The following is a 14,220-nucleotide window of genomic DNA, read 5'->3' on the forward strand; positions in this document are numbered from 1 at the left end:
CGGAGGAGCGCCATGCTGACGAACAGCGACATCGAAGACCTAACGCGGTTTCGCAGGGCGCTCCACCAATATCCCGAAATCTCGGGCGAAGAGATTGAGACCGCCCGGACCATCGCGGCGGAACTGGAAAAACTCGGCCCCACGCGCATTCTCGCCGGCCTCGGTGGGCACGGTGTCGCGGCGGTCTTTGAAAGCGGCAGCCCCGGCCCCACGGTGCTGTTCCGCGCCGAGCTGGACGCCCTTCCGATCCCCGAAGAGCACGACATTCCATGGGTCTCGAAAGTGCCGGGCAAAAGCCATGTCTGCGGGCACGATGGCCATATGACCATGCTGCTGGCGCTTGGGCGACTGATCGCGCGGCAACCCGTGGCACACGGCCGCGTCGTGCTGATGTTTCAACCTGCCGAAGAAGACGGCAGCGGCGCACGCGCCGTGGTGAACGACCCGGCCTATACCGAGATCGCCGCCGATTATGCCTTTGCCATCCACGTCGAGCCGGGCCGCCCCTTCGGCCATGTGGATACAGCCCCCGCCCTGATCAATTGCGCCTCCAAGGGCATCGCCCTGACCCTCAGCGGCAAGACCGCCCATGCCGCCAGCCCCGAAGACGGCAGATCGCCTGCGCCTGCGCTGGCTGAGTTGGTCCCGGCGCTGCAAGCGCTCGGCCCCGGCGGGGCGCTCCACGATGGCTTCCGACTTGTCACCCTGACCCACCTGCGCATGGGCGAGCCGACCTTTGGCATCGCCCCCGGCGAAGCCGTGCTTTATGCCACGCTGCGCAGCACCCGCGACGACACACTGGCCGAGATTGAGGACGCCCTGCGCGCCGAGGTCGCCCGCGCTGCCGAGGCATACGGGCTGACAGCGGAATTCGCGGAGTCCGACCATTTCGCCGCCTCAATCAATCATCCCGAAGCCTATGACATCGCCGCCGCGGCGATGGATGCGCTTGGCGTGTCACACGGGCAGAGAAACCTGCCGATGCGCGCTTCTGAGGATTTCGGGTTGTTCGGACGCGATGCAAAAGCGGCGATGCTCTGCCTTGGGCCGGGAGAGGATTATGCGGCACTGCACAATCCCGATTACGATTTCCCGGATGATCTGATCCCCATCGGCGCGGGAATTTTTGAGCGGATCGCGCGGGATTTGCTGGGTTCTGCTTGACAGATGCCCCGGCGGGCGCAGCTAAACATGCAAGTTCCCCCCGTGCCGCTTGACGCTGCGCGCGACTTGGCAAAGGCTGGCCCGCATGTTCCCGATCCGCGACCATAACCCCTCGGGCCGCACGCCCTATATAACCTATGCGCTGATGGCGGTGAACATCGGGGTGTTCCTGTCTTCGCTGTCGCTGATGGCCGATGAGCGTGCCTTGGCAGAGTTTTACTACACCTACGCCCTACTGCCCGCGCGGCTGAGCCATGGAGAGGGGTATTTTGGCCTTATCACCTCGCAATTCTTGCATGGCGGCTGGATGCATTTGGCCGGTAACATGCTGTTTCTGTGGATCTTCGGCGACAATGTCGAAGATGAAATGGGCCACGGGCGCTACCTGCTGTTCTACCTTGCCTGCGGCATCGCGGCGGGGCTGGGCCAAGTGGTGACAGAGCCGCTCTCATGGGTGCCCATGGTCGGTGCATCGGGCGCGATTGCGGGGGTCATGGGGGGCTATTTGCTGCTTTTCCCTCGTGCCAAAGTGGATATTCTGGTGATCCTTATCGTGTTTTTCCGCATCTTCGCGATCCCGGCTTGGATCATGCTGGGCCTGTGGTTCGGCATGCAGTTCATCGGGGGGATCGGTGCCACGCCGGGCACCGGCGGCGTGGCCTATTGGGCCCATGCGGGCGGGTTCATCGCGGGGCTGGTTCTGACCCTGCCGCTGTGGCTGCGCCGGGGCGGTTTTGCCTTTTGGCGGCAGACCGACGGCCATCCGCCCCATGCCGCTGCCGACTATGACCTCAGCGAAAGTCGCATTCCGAAAGTGAGACGCAAATGACCGAAACCTCAGAAACCCGCCGCGCCTCCTGCCATTGTGGGGCGGTACTGATCGAAGCCCTGTTCCCGCGCGGTCTGGCCTCGGCCTCGCGCTGCACCTGCTCTTTTTGCCGCCGCCGCGCCGCCGCCACGGTGACGGCACTGGCCGAAACGGTGACCGTGTTGAAGGGGGCTGAGAACCTCACGCTCTACACTTGGGGCACGCATACCGCGCAGCACTATTTCTGTAAGACCTGTGGCATTTACACCCACCACCGCCGCCGTTCGAACCCCGATGAATGCGGCGTGAACCTTGGCGCGATCGAAGGGGTCTCGCCATGGGAGATGGAGCCGCTGCCCTATAGCGATGGCATCAACCACCCTGCGGACCGCGAACCCGGCTAGAGGCTAGAGATCACCCCCCTGCATCCGCGCCAGAAGCCCCGGCTGTGGCTCGGCCTCTGCGCGGCGCTGATCCACGCTTTCGTGCAGCCACTCTGACGGGTCGGCCCCCACAACGCGACGGCGGCGGGTCACCAGCATCTTACCATAGCCGCGCCAGCGCCCGATGGAGGGCGCAGTAGGGTCTTGATCAAAACGTGTGGTCCAGCCTTTGGGGAGCGGCAGACCGCTGTCTTCCATCCGCGACAACAGCCAGACCAGTGGGATATTGGCCAAGGGGCGCGCGCCCTCATGCCCGCCCAATTGCCCGCCGACATCGCCGTGGGTGCCCGGAAACCAGACCTGCTCCAGCCGTCCGGCATAGCCCTCGGGCGTGGTCCACAGCACCGGGGCATAGGCGACACGGGTTTCGTTCAGCGCCAGCGCCTGAAAGCCGTTCTTCACATTGCGGCTCAGATCGTGGTTGTGGAACATGTGCAGCGGTTGCGATAGCCGCCAAAACAACGGCGCATTGATGCCAAGGGATTTGACCGTATCCCAGACGCCAATCGCTTCAATCTCGACCTGCGGGTGACAATTGGCCCCTGCAAAAAGAGCACCTGCTTTGCTGAGGGTCTGCGCCTCATAATGGCGGTAGACGTCGCGAATGTTACGCTCTGTCGCGGCCTCGGCACGCAGGAGGCCCACACGGTCGATCACCCCGGCGAGCGAGCGCACGGCATAGCCGCCGCGCGAATAGCCCATCAGAAAAATCCGATCTCCGGGCCGATAGCGCGAGGCGAGATAGCCATAGGCGCGGCGGATCTGCCGATTGATTCCGCGCCCCATGATCACATCGCGCGCGCTGCGCCAATCACGCCATTGCAGACCCGGTTCGTAATAGATCGACAGGGCGCTGCCCATCTCGCGGCACAGGCTATAGGCGATGCCAGCGTTGGTCTCTCGCCCCAGTTCGAGCGAGGACATGGTCCCATCAAGGATAATGACATGGGTCACCACGCCCCGGCGCGGCCCGAAATCGCTCTCAGGCCGCTGCCAGAACCGCCCGAACAACCGTTGAAACAGGCTTTTACTCGGCTGCGATTGCGGCACCTTGCAGCATCTCCCAGACCCTATGCGGGGTGAATGGCATATCTGCCTGCCGCACACCGCGTTCCCAAAGCGCATCCTGCACCGCGTTCGATACCGCCGCCAGCGCGCCCACGGTCCCGGCTTCGCCGCAGCCCTTCATGCCCATGGCATTGGCGGTCGAAGGCACGGGTTCCGAAGTGAAAGAGATCATCGGTAGGTCGGCGGCGCGAGGCATGGCATAATCCATGAAGGTGGCGGTCAGCAGTTGCCCATCTTCGTCATAGACAACCCGTTCCTGCACCGCTTGGCCGATGCCTTGAGCGACCCCACCATGCACCTGCCCTTCGGCCAGCATCGGGTTGATCAGATTTCCGAAATCATCGACCACCGTATAGCGGTCGAGGGTCACCACCCCAGTTTCAGGGTCGATCACCACCTCGGCCACATGCGCCCCGTTGGGGTAGCTGCGCCCCGGCAGGCTGGCGCGTTCGTGGTGAGACAGAAGATCGTCGCGGCCCTTGGCACGGGCCATTTCCGCCACCTCCAACATCGTGGGGCTGACGTTCGACCCCTCGGCGCGGAAACGTTCGTCGTCAAAGGCGATATCGCTCGCCGCGACGCCCAATTCTTCGGCCAAAAACGCCGCGAACACCTCGGCTATCTTCGCTACGGTGGCCACGGTCGCCGTGTTCTGCGTGGTCACCGAACGTGAGCCGCCAGTGCCACCGCCCTTTTTAATCAAGTCGCTATCGCCCTGCACAACGCTGATCCGCTCCGCAGGGATGCCGGTCTGATCCGACAGGAACTGCGCATAGACCGTCTCGTGCCCCTGCCCATTGCTTTGGGTGCCGACATAAATCGTCACGCTGCCATCCTCCTCAAAGACCACTTTGGCCCCTTCAGAAGGATCGCCCAGAATGCTTTCGATATAGTAACACAGCCCCTGTCCCCGCAGCAGGCCGCGTTTGGCGTCCGCAGTACGGCGGGCGGTGAACCCCGCGCGGTCGGCCTCTTGGCCCGCGCGGATCAGCAGCCGCGCAAAATCGCCCACGTCGTAGAGCTCTCCGGTGGCGGTGGTATAGGGAAACTGGTCCGGCTTGATGAAGTTGATGCGGCGCAGCTCCCACGGATCGACGCCCAACTCCCGGGCTGCGCGGTCCATCAACCGCTCCAGCACATAGATCGCCTCGGGCCGCCCGGCGCCGCGATAGGCATCGACCTGCACGGTGTTGGTGTAATAGCCCTCGACATGCAGATAGGTGTCTTGCACGTCATAGACGCCCATCAAAACCTTGGAGAACAGTTGCGACTGAATCGGCTGGCCGAACTGGCTGTTATAGGCCCCGAGGTTGCAGCGCGTGTCGACACGGTAGGCGGTGATCTTGTGGTTTTCGTCAAAGGCGAACTCGGCCCATGACACCAGATCGCGCCCGCCATTGTCGGTGAGCATCGCTTCCGTCCGCTCCGACATCCAGCGCACCGGACGGCCCAGCGCCCGCGCAGCTTGGGCGATGCAAAAATACTCAGGGTAGGTCATCGCCTTCATGCCAAAGCCGCCGCCGACATCGGGGTTTGTCACGCGCACGTTGTCTTCGCTGAGGCCAAAGGCTTTGACAAAGAAGTTCTTATGCGCCCAAACCCCCTGCCCGCCCAGCGCCACATGCAACCGGCCATCGGCCCATTCCGCATAGCAGCCGCGTGGCTCCATCGAATTGACGATGATGCGGTTATCGCCGACCTCCAGCTTGACGCGGCGCGCAGCCTTGGCAAATGCCGCCTCGACCTTGTCCTCGTCCCCCATGCCCCAGTCGAAGGCGCGGTTGTCGGGCGCTTCGTCATGCAGGGTCTCACCGCCGGGGGTCAGGTCCATCTTGGCGGGCAGATCATCGGCATCGAAAAGGATCAATTCGGCCGCATCACGGGCTTGTTGCAAGGTTTCAGCCACGATCAAAGCCACCGGCTCACCCACATAGCGCACCCGGCCCTTGGCCAGAATGGGGCGCAGCGGCGCGGCACCCTTGCTGCCATCGCGGTTATCGACCACCGTATTCGGCAAGGCGATATTCATGCCCGCCGCCTCCAGATCGGCGCAGGTCAGCACCAGATGCACGCCCTCTGCCTCGCGGGCATCGTCCACGTCCAATTCGGTGATCATCCCGTGCGCCACAGGCGCGCGGAAGAAAACACCATGCAGCGCGTCACGGGGTGCAATATCATCCACATAGCGGCCATCGCCGGTCAGGAAACGGTGGTCTTCCACCCGTTTGACCGGCTGGCTTTTCCCGAACTTTTCCATCTGACGCTGCCCCTACTGCCCTTAGTGCTTCGGGCCAACAGTAGCGGGCAGCGCGTCAGTGTCCAGAGGCTCAAGCCGCCTTGCGCTTAAGCTCTGCCCCAAGGTCCGAGACAAGCGCGACCTGGCCCAGCCCGTAGCCGTTAAAGGCGGTGGACATGGCGATGGAATAAGCCCCCATCCCGCCAAACAACAGATAATCCCCCGTCTGTGCATCGTCGGGCAGCGGCAGGCCATCGGGCAAACGATCCAACGAATCGCAAGTAGGGCCAAAGACCACGCGCGGTGTCGGCGCCCCTTGGCGCAGCGCCCCCTCAGGGCCGACCACATCCACCAGCCCCGATAGGCCCATGTCCCGCAGATCGGGCAGACCGCCATAGATACCGTCGTTCAGGAACACCGTCCGCCCCCCATTGCGCATCCCCTTGATACGGGTCGCCAGCACGGCGGCATCGGCAACCATCGCCCGGCCCGGCTCGCAGAGCAGCGTCGGAGCCTCAGCGCCAAAGCTATCAGCCAGCGCCGCCTTAACTGCGGCAAAGACAGCCCGATGATCCGGCGCGTCAAAGCCGCGATCCACGGCAAAGCCACCGCCGATGTTCATCCGTTTGATCGAGACCTCCGCCATCCGCAGGATATCCGCCGCCGCATGGACATATTGCACCCAAGCCTGCGGATCGTTGCACTGCGTGCCGGGGTGGAAACACATAGAAGGCGTGAACCCCATCTCAACCACCGCGCGCAGCAGGTCCGCCGCCTGCTCAGGTGCCGCGCCGAATTTGGACCCGAAGTCATAAGCCGCGCCCTTGACCGGTAAGGCGAAGCGCACCGCCACCTCATTGTCGCGCGGCACGTCGTGCAGCTTGGCCAGTTCCGACATGTCATCAATTGACCAGCTATAGACGCCCGCCGCGATCCCGGCCTGCACCTCTGCCGCCGAGCGTACGGGGTTGTTATAATGCAGTGTCGCCTGCGGGCAGACCGCACGGACCGCTGCCATCTCTGCCGGGGACGCGACATCAAAAGTGGTGATCCCCGCCGCAACAAGGTTCGACAGCACTTCGGGCCGGTCATTGGCCTTGACCGCATAGGTCACCAACCCGTCGAAATCCGCCTGAAACCGCCGCGCCGTGGCTTGCAGCACCGAGGGGGCAAGAAACAAGACCGGCGCATCAGGGCTGTGTTTGGCCAAGTAAGCGGCGGGGCTGTCGGAAAGGGGGGCGATATGCTGCATGGGGGCCTCTTGTTTGCCTTTCTCCAGTAAAGCCGCGATTTCAGTCGATTCATCGTGTCAAACCGCCTAAAGTGACGCGAACTTTCGGCGAATTGACGATATGACAGTACAACTTGACGATACCGACCGCGCTTTGATCGCGACGCTGCAAGGCAACGCCCGATTGCCGGTGGCCGATCTTGCGCGCAACCTCGGCCTTGCCCGCACCACCGTTCAGGCGCGGCTGGAACGGCTGGAACGCAGCGGCGCCATCGTCGGCTACACCCTGCGCTTGGGCGAGGCCGCCCGTGCCCCGCTGCACGCCACCGCGCTGGTCAACATCGAACTGCGCGCTGGTCCCGCCGTGCTGGCCCGCCTGCGCAGCCTGCCCGGCGTGCAGGTCGTCCACACCACCTCGGGCCGCTTTGACCTGCTGGTGCAGATCGCGGCGCAGACCACGCAAGAGTTGGACGACACCCTCGACCGTATTGGCGAGACGCGCGGCGTGAAAGGCAGTGAGAGCCTCATTCACCTCAGCACCAAGATCGACCGGCGCGGTTAGGCCCCTGCCCCAAATCCGCTTTGCCATAGGTCTTTCCCTCGCCGCGCCAGACCGCTAAACGGGGCGCAACAAAAGGGATCATGACCATGGCACTCGAAAAGACCTTCAACGCCGCCGAGGCGGAAAGCCGCATCTACGCCGATTGGGAAACCAAAGGCGCGTTCAAAGCGGGCGCAAATGCGCAGCGTGACGAGCATTTCTCGGTGATGATCCCGCCGCCGAATGTCACCGGATCGCTGCACATGGGGCATGCTTTTAACAACACGTTGCAGGACATCCTCGTTCGTTGGCACCGGATGCAGGGGTTCGACACCCTCTGGCAGCCCGGCCAAGACCACGCGGGCATCGCCACGCAGATGGTGGTGGAGCGTGAATTGGCCGCCACCGGCCAGCCGGGCCGCCGCGAACTAGGGCGTGAGGCGTTCACCGCCAAGGTTTGGGAGCAAAAGCAGAAATCCGGTGGCACGATCATCGATCAGCTGCGCCGTCTGGGCGCCTCCTGCGACTGGTCGCGCAACGCTTTCACAATGTCCGGCGCACCCGGTGCGCCCGAGGGTGAAGAGGGCAATTTCCACGACGCCGTGATCAAGGTCTTCGTGGATATGTACAACAAGGGGCTAATCTACCGCGGCAAGCGGCTGGTCAACTGGGACCCGCATTTCGAGACCGCGATCTCGGATTTGGAGGTCGAAAGCACCGAAGTCGACGGCCATATGTGGCACTTCAAGTATCCGCTGGCGGGGGGTGAAACCTATACCTACGTCGAGAAAGACGAGGACGGGAATACACTCTTCGAAGAAACCCGCGACTATATCTCCATCGCCACCACGCGCCCCGAAACCATGCTCGGCGACGGTGCTGTTGCGGTTCATCCATCGGATGAGCGTTACGCCTCAATCGTCGGAAAACTCTGCGAAATTCCAGTTGGCCCGAAGGCGCAGCGCCGCCTGATCCCGATCATCACCGATGAATACCCGGACAAGAACTTCGGCTCGGGCGCGGTAAAGATCACCGGCGCACATGACTTCAATGACTACGGAGTCGCCAAGCGCAACGGCATCCCGCTTTACGCCCTGATGGACACCCAGGGCCGCATGCGCGCCGATGGCCTGCCCTACGATCAGGCCGCCGCCCGCGCGCAGGCCATCGCCGATGGATCGGAGCCCGCCCCAGAGGACGCCACCGAGATCAACCTCGTGCCCGACGCCTACCGCGGTCTCGACCGGTTCGAGGCCCGCAAACGCGTGGTCGAGGACGTGACGGCCGAGGGCCTCGCCGTGATGACCGAGGCGACCGACCCCCGCCTTGGCCGCGCCGCCAAGAAGGCCCCGGTCGAGCCCGGTGAAGGCGGCGAAATGCGCACCGAGGAAGAGAACCTCGTGCCGCTGGCCGAGGCCAAGAAAATCATGCAGCCCTTCGGCGACCGCTCCAAAGTGGTGATCGAGCCGATGCTGACCGACCAGTGGTTCGTCGCCACCGATAAGATCGTGCAGCCTGCTATTGATGCGGTGCGCTCTGGCGAGGTGACGATCCTGCCCGAGCAGGACCGCAAGGTCTATTTCCATTGGCTGGAGAACATCGAGCCTTGGTGTATCTCGCGCCAGCTCTGGTGGGGGCATCAGATCCCGGTGTGGTTCGACGACGCGGGCAATGAGTATTGCGCGCCGACCGAGGCAGAGGCGCAGGCCATGGCGCCGGGCAAGACACTGCGCCGCGACCCCGACGTGCTCGACACATGGTTCTCCTCCGGCCTCTGGCCCATCGGCACGCTAGGCTGGCCCGAGCAGACGGCGGAGCTTGAGAAATACTTCCCTACCTCCGTGCTGGTCACCGGTTTCGACATCATCTTCTTCTGGGTCGCCCGGATGATGATGATGCAATACGCCGTGGTCGATCAAAAGCCCTTCGACACCGTCTATGTCCACGCGCTGGTGCGCGACGAGAAGGGCAAGAAGATGTCGAAATCCTTGGGCAACGTGCTCGACCCGCTGGAGTTGATAGACGAGTTTGGCGCCGATGCCGTGCGCTTTACCGTCACCTCGATGGCGGCGATGGGGCGTGACCTGAAGCTCAGCACCCAACGCATTGCAGGTTACCGCAATTTCGGCACGAAACTGTGGAACGCGCACCGCTTTGCCGAGATGAACAACGTCTTCGACAGCATGCCCGCCGCGATGCCGCAGCCGCAGGCCACGCTGAACAAATGGATCGTGGGCGAGACCGCCCGCATCCGCGAAGAGGTCGACGCGGCGCTTGGCAACTTCCGCTTCAACGACGCGGCCAACGCGCTCTATGCCTTTGTCTGGGGCAAGGTCTGCGACTGGTATGTGGAACTCTCCAAGCCACTGTTGCAAGACGATGCGCCCGAGGCCGAAGAGACCCGCGCGACGATGGCTTGGGTGCTTGAGCAATGTCTGGTGCTGCTGCACCCGATCATGCCCTTCATCACAGAAGAGCTGTGGCAGACCACCACCAAGCGCGACCAACTGCTCGCCCTGACCGATTGGCCGACCTACACCACCGCCGATCTGCTGGATGCCGAAGCTGACCGCGAGCTGAACTGGGTGATCGGCCTGATCGAAAGCGTCCGTTCCGCACGCCAACAGATGCATGTGCCAGCCGGGCTGAAGGTGCCGATGCTGGTGACTGATATGGACGAGGCTGCACAGGGCGCATGGGACCGCAACGAGGTGATGATCAAACGCCTCGCGCGGGTCGAGAGCCTTGAGAAGACCGACAGTTTCCCCAAAGGCACCGTGTCCATCGCGGCACCGGGGGCCAGCTTTGGCCTGCCGCTGGCTGGGTTGATCGACATCGACGCCGAGAAAGCGCGGTTGCAAAAGTCGCTCGACAAGCTGGGCAAGGAAATTGGCGGGCTGAAGGGGCGTTTGAACAATCCCAAGTTCGCGGCGTCTGCACCGGAAGAGGTTGTCGCTGAGGCGCAGGCCAATCTGGATGCGCGTCAGGAAGAGGCCGACCAGTTGCAGGCGGCTTTGGATCGTCTGGCTGAACTGGGGTAATAATTTGGCGTGGTGGTTAGCTGCCACGCCTCCAACTCAACACGAGCCGGGCAGCGCCAGACCGCGGGATGGCGCTAATAGCATCTCAGTTCGGCAGTTTATCTCTGCCGCGCATTTGCTTGATCTCAGGACAGCACCACATTGCAAAAGCGCCAGCCCGTCCGGGCGGTCTGGCGCTGCCCGGCGGCCTTCGGCCTTGATTCCGGGCTGTTGCGCACGATGTTAACGAAGCGCTAATCAGCCTATTTAAACACCGCAGGCCGCTTGCCGAACTCCGCCGCGATCACCTCCATCTGCTCAGGCTTGCCCAACAGCGCCGCCTGTTCCCGCGACTCGGCCTCAAGCACCTCCCCGTCCGACGCACCGGATTCCGCATATCCAATCAACCGCTTGGCCGCCTTCACGGCATTCGGCCCCTTCCCCGCAATCACCCGCGCCAGTTCCAGTGCCGCCGCCTGCGGATCATCGGCGACCTCAGTCACCAGCCCCCAACGCTCGGCCTGCGCGGCATCCACGGGCGCGGCGGTATAGGTCATCCGCCGCAACACATCCGAGCGCACCAAACGCGGCAACAGCACCATGCCGCCCATATCCGGCACGATGCCCCATTTCATCTCCATCACCGCCAGCTTCGTACCCGGCGCGGCAATGCGGATATCCGCACCAAGCGCCAGTTGCATCCCCGCGCCATAGACCACGCCATGCAGCGCCGCGATCACCGGGATCTCTAGACGGTGCCAGACCATCGACACCTCTTGCCATTTGTTCGTCGTGCCCTCGCCATGGGTGCGCGGCATGATCAGCGCTTCGACATCCTGCCCCAGCATCCCCGAAAGCCCGCCGATATCGATGCCCGCGCAAAAGCCTTTGCCCTCACCCGACAACACCACCACGCGGGCATCTGAGGCCGCAAGCTCCTGACCTGCCGCGATAATCGCCTCGATCATCTCATCATCCACGGCATTCATCTTGTCGGCGCGGGTGAGGGTCACATGGGCGATATGGTCTTCGATCCGGGTGGTGACGCGGGGCATGGCACTTCTCCTAAATGTTTGGCGCAGTTCAACGCAGATCAACGCGCGGCACCAGCAAAACGTGGCGGCAGGTGCTGCGACCCTTGCCCTCTCAACGGTCCAACCCTACACCTTGGCGCATGACATATGCACGCCTTACCCCCCTCGCCCAAAGCCTGCCCGCCAACGTCCCCTTCGTGGGCCCCGAAGCACAGGAGCGCAGCCTTGGCCGTCCCTTCAAAGCGCGGCTGGGTGCCAATGAAAACGTCTTTGGCCCCTCGCCTCGCGCCATCGCGGCCATGGCCGAGACCGAGATGTGGAAATACGGCGATTCCGAAAGCGTGGAGCTGCGCGCGGCATTGGCCGAATTGCATGGCGTGACGCCCGACAATATCATCGTCGGCGAAGGCATCGACGGGCTATTGGGCTATCTCGTCCGCCTACTGGTTGGCGAAGGCGATGCGGTGGTGACCTCGGAAGGCGCTTACCCAACCTTCAACTACCATGTGGCGGGCTTTGGCGGCGTGCTGCACAAAGTGCCCTACCGCGACGATCACGAAGACCCGGCAGCACTTTTCGCCAAGGCGGCGGAGGTCGATGCGAAACTCGTCTACCTCGCCAATCCCGACAACCCGATGGGCACTTGGCATGAGGGCACGGCACTGGCGCGCGTGCTCGACGATCTGCCCCAAGGCAGCCTGCTGTTGCTGGACGAAGCCTATATCGAATGCGCACCAGAAGGTACTGCACCCCAGCTTGCCGCCGATGACCCGCGCGTGATCCGGATGCGAACTTTCTCCAAAGCCTACGGGCTTGCCGGGGCGCGGATTGGCTATGCCATCGCCGCGCCGGAACTGATCACTGCCTTCCACAAGGTGCGCAACCACTTCGGTCTAAACCGCGCGGCTCAGGCAGGTGCCCTATCAGCGGTGCAGGACCAAGAGTACCTTAGGCAAGTTCAGGCAAAGATCGCAGAGGCCCGTGACCGGATCACGCAGATCGCCGAAGAAAACGGGCTGAGCGCCCTCCCCTCGGCTGCCAATTTCGTCGCGATCGATTGCGGCAGCGATGGCACCTTTGCCAAGGCGGTGCTCGACGCGCTGGTGGCGCGGGGCATTTTTGTGCGGATGCCCTTTGCTGCGCCGCAAAACCGCTGCATCCGCATCAGTTGCAGCACGCCGCAGGAGTTGGACATCTTTGCCGCCGCCCTACCCGAAGCGCTGGCCGAAGCAGGCGGGGCTTAAGCCCTGCCGATCACCTCGGCCGCCGCTTGCAGCGCATCTTGCCCGTGCTCAATCTTTAACGCGCACAGCCCAGCTTCGATGCCGCCAAGCAGCCCCATGATCATCTGGCCGTTCACGTGGCCCATATGGCCCAACCGGAAAAACCCGTGCCACGCGGGCTCTCCCGGCAGGGCCATGCCAAGACCGATGCCAAGTGTCAGTCCCAGATTTCCCTGCACCCAATTGCGCAACTCGGACGCATGGGGCGATTGAAGGCGCAGCGCTGTGACAGCATGGCTGCGCAGGTCCCGGTCATCGATATTCAGCCGCAGGCTTCCTTCCGCCGACCATGCTTCGCAAGCGGCCCAGACGGCGCGGGCAAGTGTCGCATGGCGCTGCCAGACCTGCTCAATCCCTTCTTCATGGATCAGATCAAGCGCGGCCCGCAGGCCGTAAAGGTGATGTGTGGGCGCGGTGCCACCGTGGTATTGATAAAACTGCTCTGCATGTGCACGCGGCGACCAATCCCAATAGCGGCTTACACGAGGCAACCGCGCGCGTGCGTCTTCGGCCCTATCGTTGAAAAAAACAAAAGCCATGCCCGGCGGCACCATCAGGCCCTTTTGCGACGCCGTGACCATGACATCGACGCCCCATGCGTCCATCTCGAACGTCTCGCAGCCCAATGAGGCAATGCAATCGGCCATCAAAAGCGCGGGGTGGGCCTCGTCATCCAGCAGTCGGCGCAGGCCTGGGACATCGTTGCGCACCGAGCTAGAGGTGTCGACATGCACCGCCATCACCGCTTTGATTTGATGCGCGCTATCGCTGCGCAGCCGCTCGGCCACTCGCTCTAGGTCAATGGGCGCATTCCGGCCAAAATCGATGATCTCAACCTCGGCCCCCAGCCCTGTCGCCATCTCGGCCCAGCCGTGGCCAAAACGCCCCGTGGCCAGCACCAACACATGATCACCGGGCGCGATGACATTGCTTAGCGCCGCCTCCCATGCGCCATGGCCGTTGCTGATATACATCGCCACGTGATGATCCGTCCGCGCCACGCGCTTTAGATCAGCCGTCAGCCCCGGCATCATATCGACCAACTCGCCCTCATAGATATTGGGCGCGGCGCGGTGCATCGCGGTTAGCACGGCCTCGGGCATGACTGAGGGGCCGGGAATGGCCAGGTAAGAGCGCCCCGGGGCGATTTTAGATTGCGTTGTCATGATATTAGCTGCCGTCTTGAAATTGCGTGACCAGTCTGCGGTCGGGCGCAGCTTACTGCCCGCGCGGCCGGGGTCAACACGCGAACGGACCTAAGGTAAGCCGCGCAGAAAATGGCCCCTAACCTCTCATAATCCGCGGCAAGCGGGGCTCAGCGCAGCCCGCGCGACCGCTTGCCCTGCCTGCTTGGCTTTCGTACACCAAAGGGGACTGCCCAAAAGGATCAGG

At 63.2% G+C, this 14,220-nt stretch carries 11 protein-coding genes; 6 read left to right on the top strand and 5 right to left on the bottom strand.

The features are described from left to right. The first annotated feature begins 12 nt into the window (after positions 1-12). The 3 genes from DSM110093_RS10755 (at position 13) to DSM110093_RS10765 (ending at position 2,376) form a co-directional block, all read left to right on the top strand. Positions 13-1,164, top strand: coding sequence for an amidohydrolase (locus DSM110093_RS10755; protein WP_243265045.1), 1,152 nt, complete (start codon positions 13-15; stop codon positions 1,162-1,164). A gap of 85 nt (positions 1,165-1,249) precedes the next feature. After that, positions 1,250-1,993, top strand: a complete 744-nt coding sequence (locus DSM110093_RS10760; protein WP_243265046.1) for a rhomboid family intramembrane serine protease — start codon at positions 1,250-1,252, stop codon at positions 1,991-1,993. Then, positions 1,990-2,376, top strand: a complete 387-nt coding sequence (locus DSM110093_RS10765; RefSeq protein WP_243265047.1) for a GFA family protein — start codon at positions 1,990-1,992, stop codon at positions 2,374-2,376. The genes DSM110093_RS10760 and DSM110093_RS10765 overlap by 4 nt, the downstream gene beginning before the upstream one ends. A 3-nt stretch (positions 2,377-2,379) precedes the next feature. Here DSM110093_RS10765 and DSM110093_RS10770 read toward each other — a convergent pair whose 3' ends face one another. From DSM110093_RS10770 to DSM110093_RS10780, 3 genes are all read right to left on the bottom strand, one after another. Further along, positions 2,380-3,426 (bottom strand): DUF2235 domain-containing protein, encoded by a 1,047-nt coding sequence (locus DSM110093_RS10770; protein ID WP_243267714.1) that lies wholly within the window; start codon positions 3,424-3,426, stop codon positions 2,380-2,382. 16 nt (positions 3,427-3,442) lie between these two features. After that, on the bottom strand, positions 3,443-5,740 hold the full coding sequence (locus DSM110093_RS10775) for a xanthine dehydrogenase family protein molybdopterin-binding subunit (protein ID WP_243265048.1): 2,298 nt from the start codon (positions 5,738-5,740) through the stop codon (positions 3,443-3,445). A gap of 70 nt (positions 5,741-5,810) precedes the next feature. Beyond that, positions 5,811-6,971: a type III PLP-dependent enzyme gene (locus DSM110093_RS10780; protein WP_243265049.1), complete on the bottom strand. Its 1,161-nt coding sequence runs from the start codon at positions 6,969-6,971 to the stop codon at positions 5,811-5,813. Between the two features lie 100 nt (positions 6,972-7,071). Between DSM110093_RS10780 and DSM110093_RS10785 the strand changes: the two genes are divergently transcribed. Both DSM110093_RS10785 and DSM110093_RS10790 read left to right on the top strand, forming a co-directional pair. After that, positions 7,072-7,512, top strand: a complete 441-nt coding sequence (locus tag DSM110093_RS10785; protein WP_243265050.1) for an Lrp/AsnC family transcriptional regulator — start codon at positions 7,072-7,074, stop codon at positions 7,510-7,512. An 86-nt stretch (positions 7,513-7,598) separates the two neighbouring features. Then, the gene (locus DSM110093_RS10790; RefSeq protein WP_243265052.1) at positions 7,599-10,532 is read left to right on the top strand and encodes a valine--tRNA ligase; all 2,934 of its coding nucleotides are present in this window, start codon (positions 7,599-7,601) and stop codon (positions 10,530-10,532) included. Positions 10,533-10,774: 242 nt separating this feature from the next. On the opposite strand, the gene DSM110093_RS10795 is transcribed toward DSM110093_RS10790, so the two are convergent. Beyond that, entirely contained in the window at positions 10,775-11,566 is a 792-nt protein-coding gene (locus tag DSM110093_RS10795) for a crotonase/enoyl-CoA hydratase family protein (RefSeq protein WP_243265053.1), read from the bottom strand. Between the two features lie 119 nt (positions 11,567-11,685). Between DSM110093_RS10795 and DSM110093_RS10800 the strand changes: the two genes are divergently transcribed. Beyond that, the gene (locus tag DSM110093_RS10800; protein WP_243265054.1) at positions 11,686-12,789 is read left to right on the top strand and encodes a pyridoxal phosphate-dependent aminotransferase; all 1,104 of its coding nucleotides are present in this window, start codon (positions 11,686-11,688) and stop codon (positions 12,787-12,789) included. Here the strand turns inward: DSM110093_RS10800 and DSM110093_RS10805 are convergent. After that, complete coding sequence (locus DSM110093_RS10805) at positions 12,786-13,994, bottom strand: aminotransferase class V-fold PLP-dependent enzyme (RefSeq protein ID WP_243265055.1); 1,209 nt, start codon at positions 13,992-13,994, stop codon at positions 12,786-12,788. The genes DSM110093_RS10800 and DSM110093_RS10805 overlap by 4 nt on opposite strands. Positions 13,995-14,220: the final 226 nt, after the last annotated feature.

The organism is Sulfitobacter sp. DSM 110093 (assembly GCF_022788715.1).
In the GTDB taxonomy this organism is placed as follows: domain Bacteria; phylum Pseudomonadota; class Alphaproteobacteria; order Rhodobacterales; family Rhodobacteraceae; genus Sulfitobacter.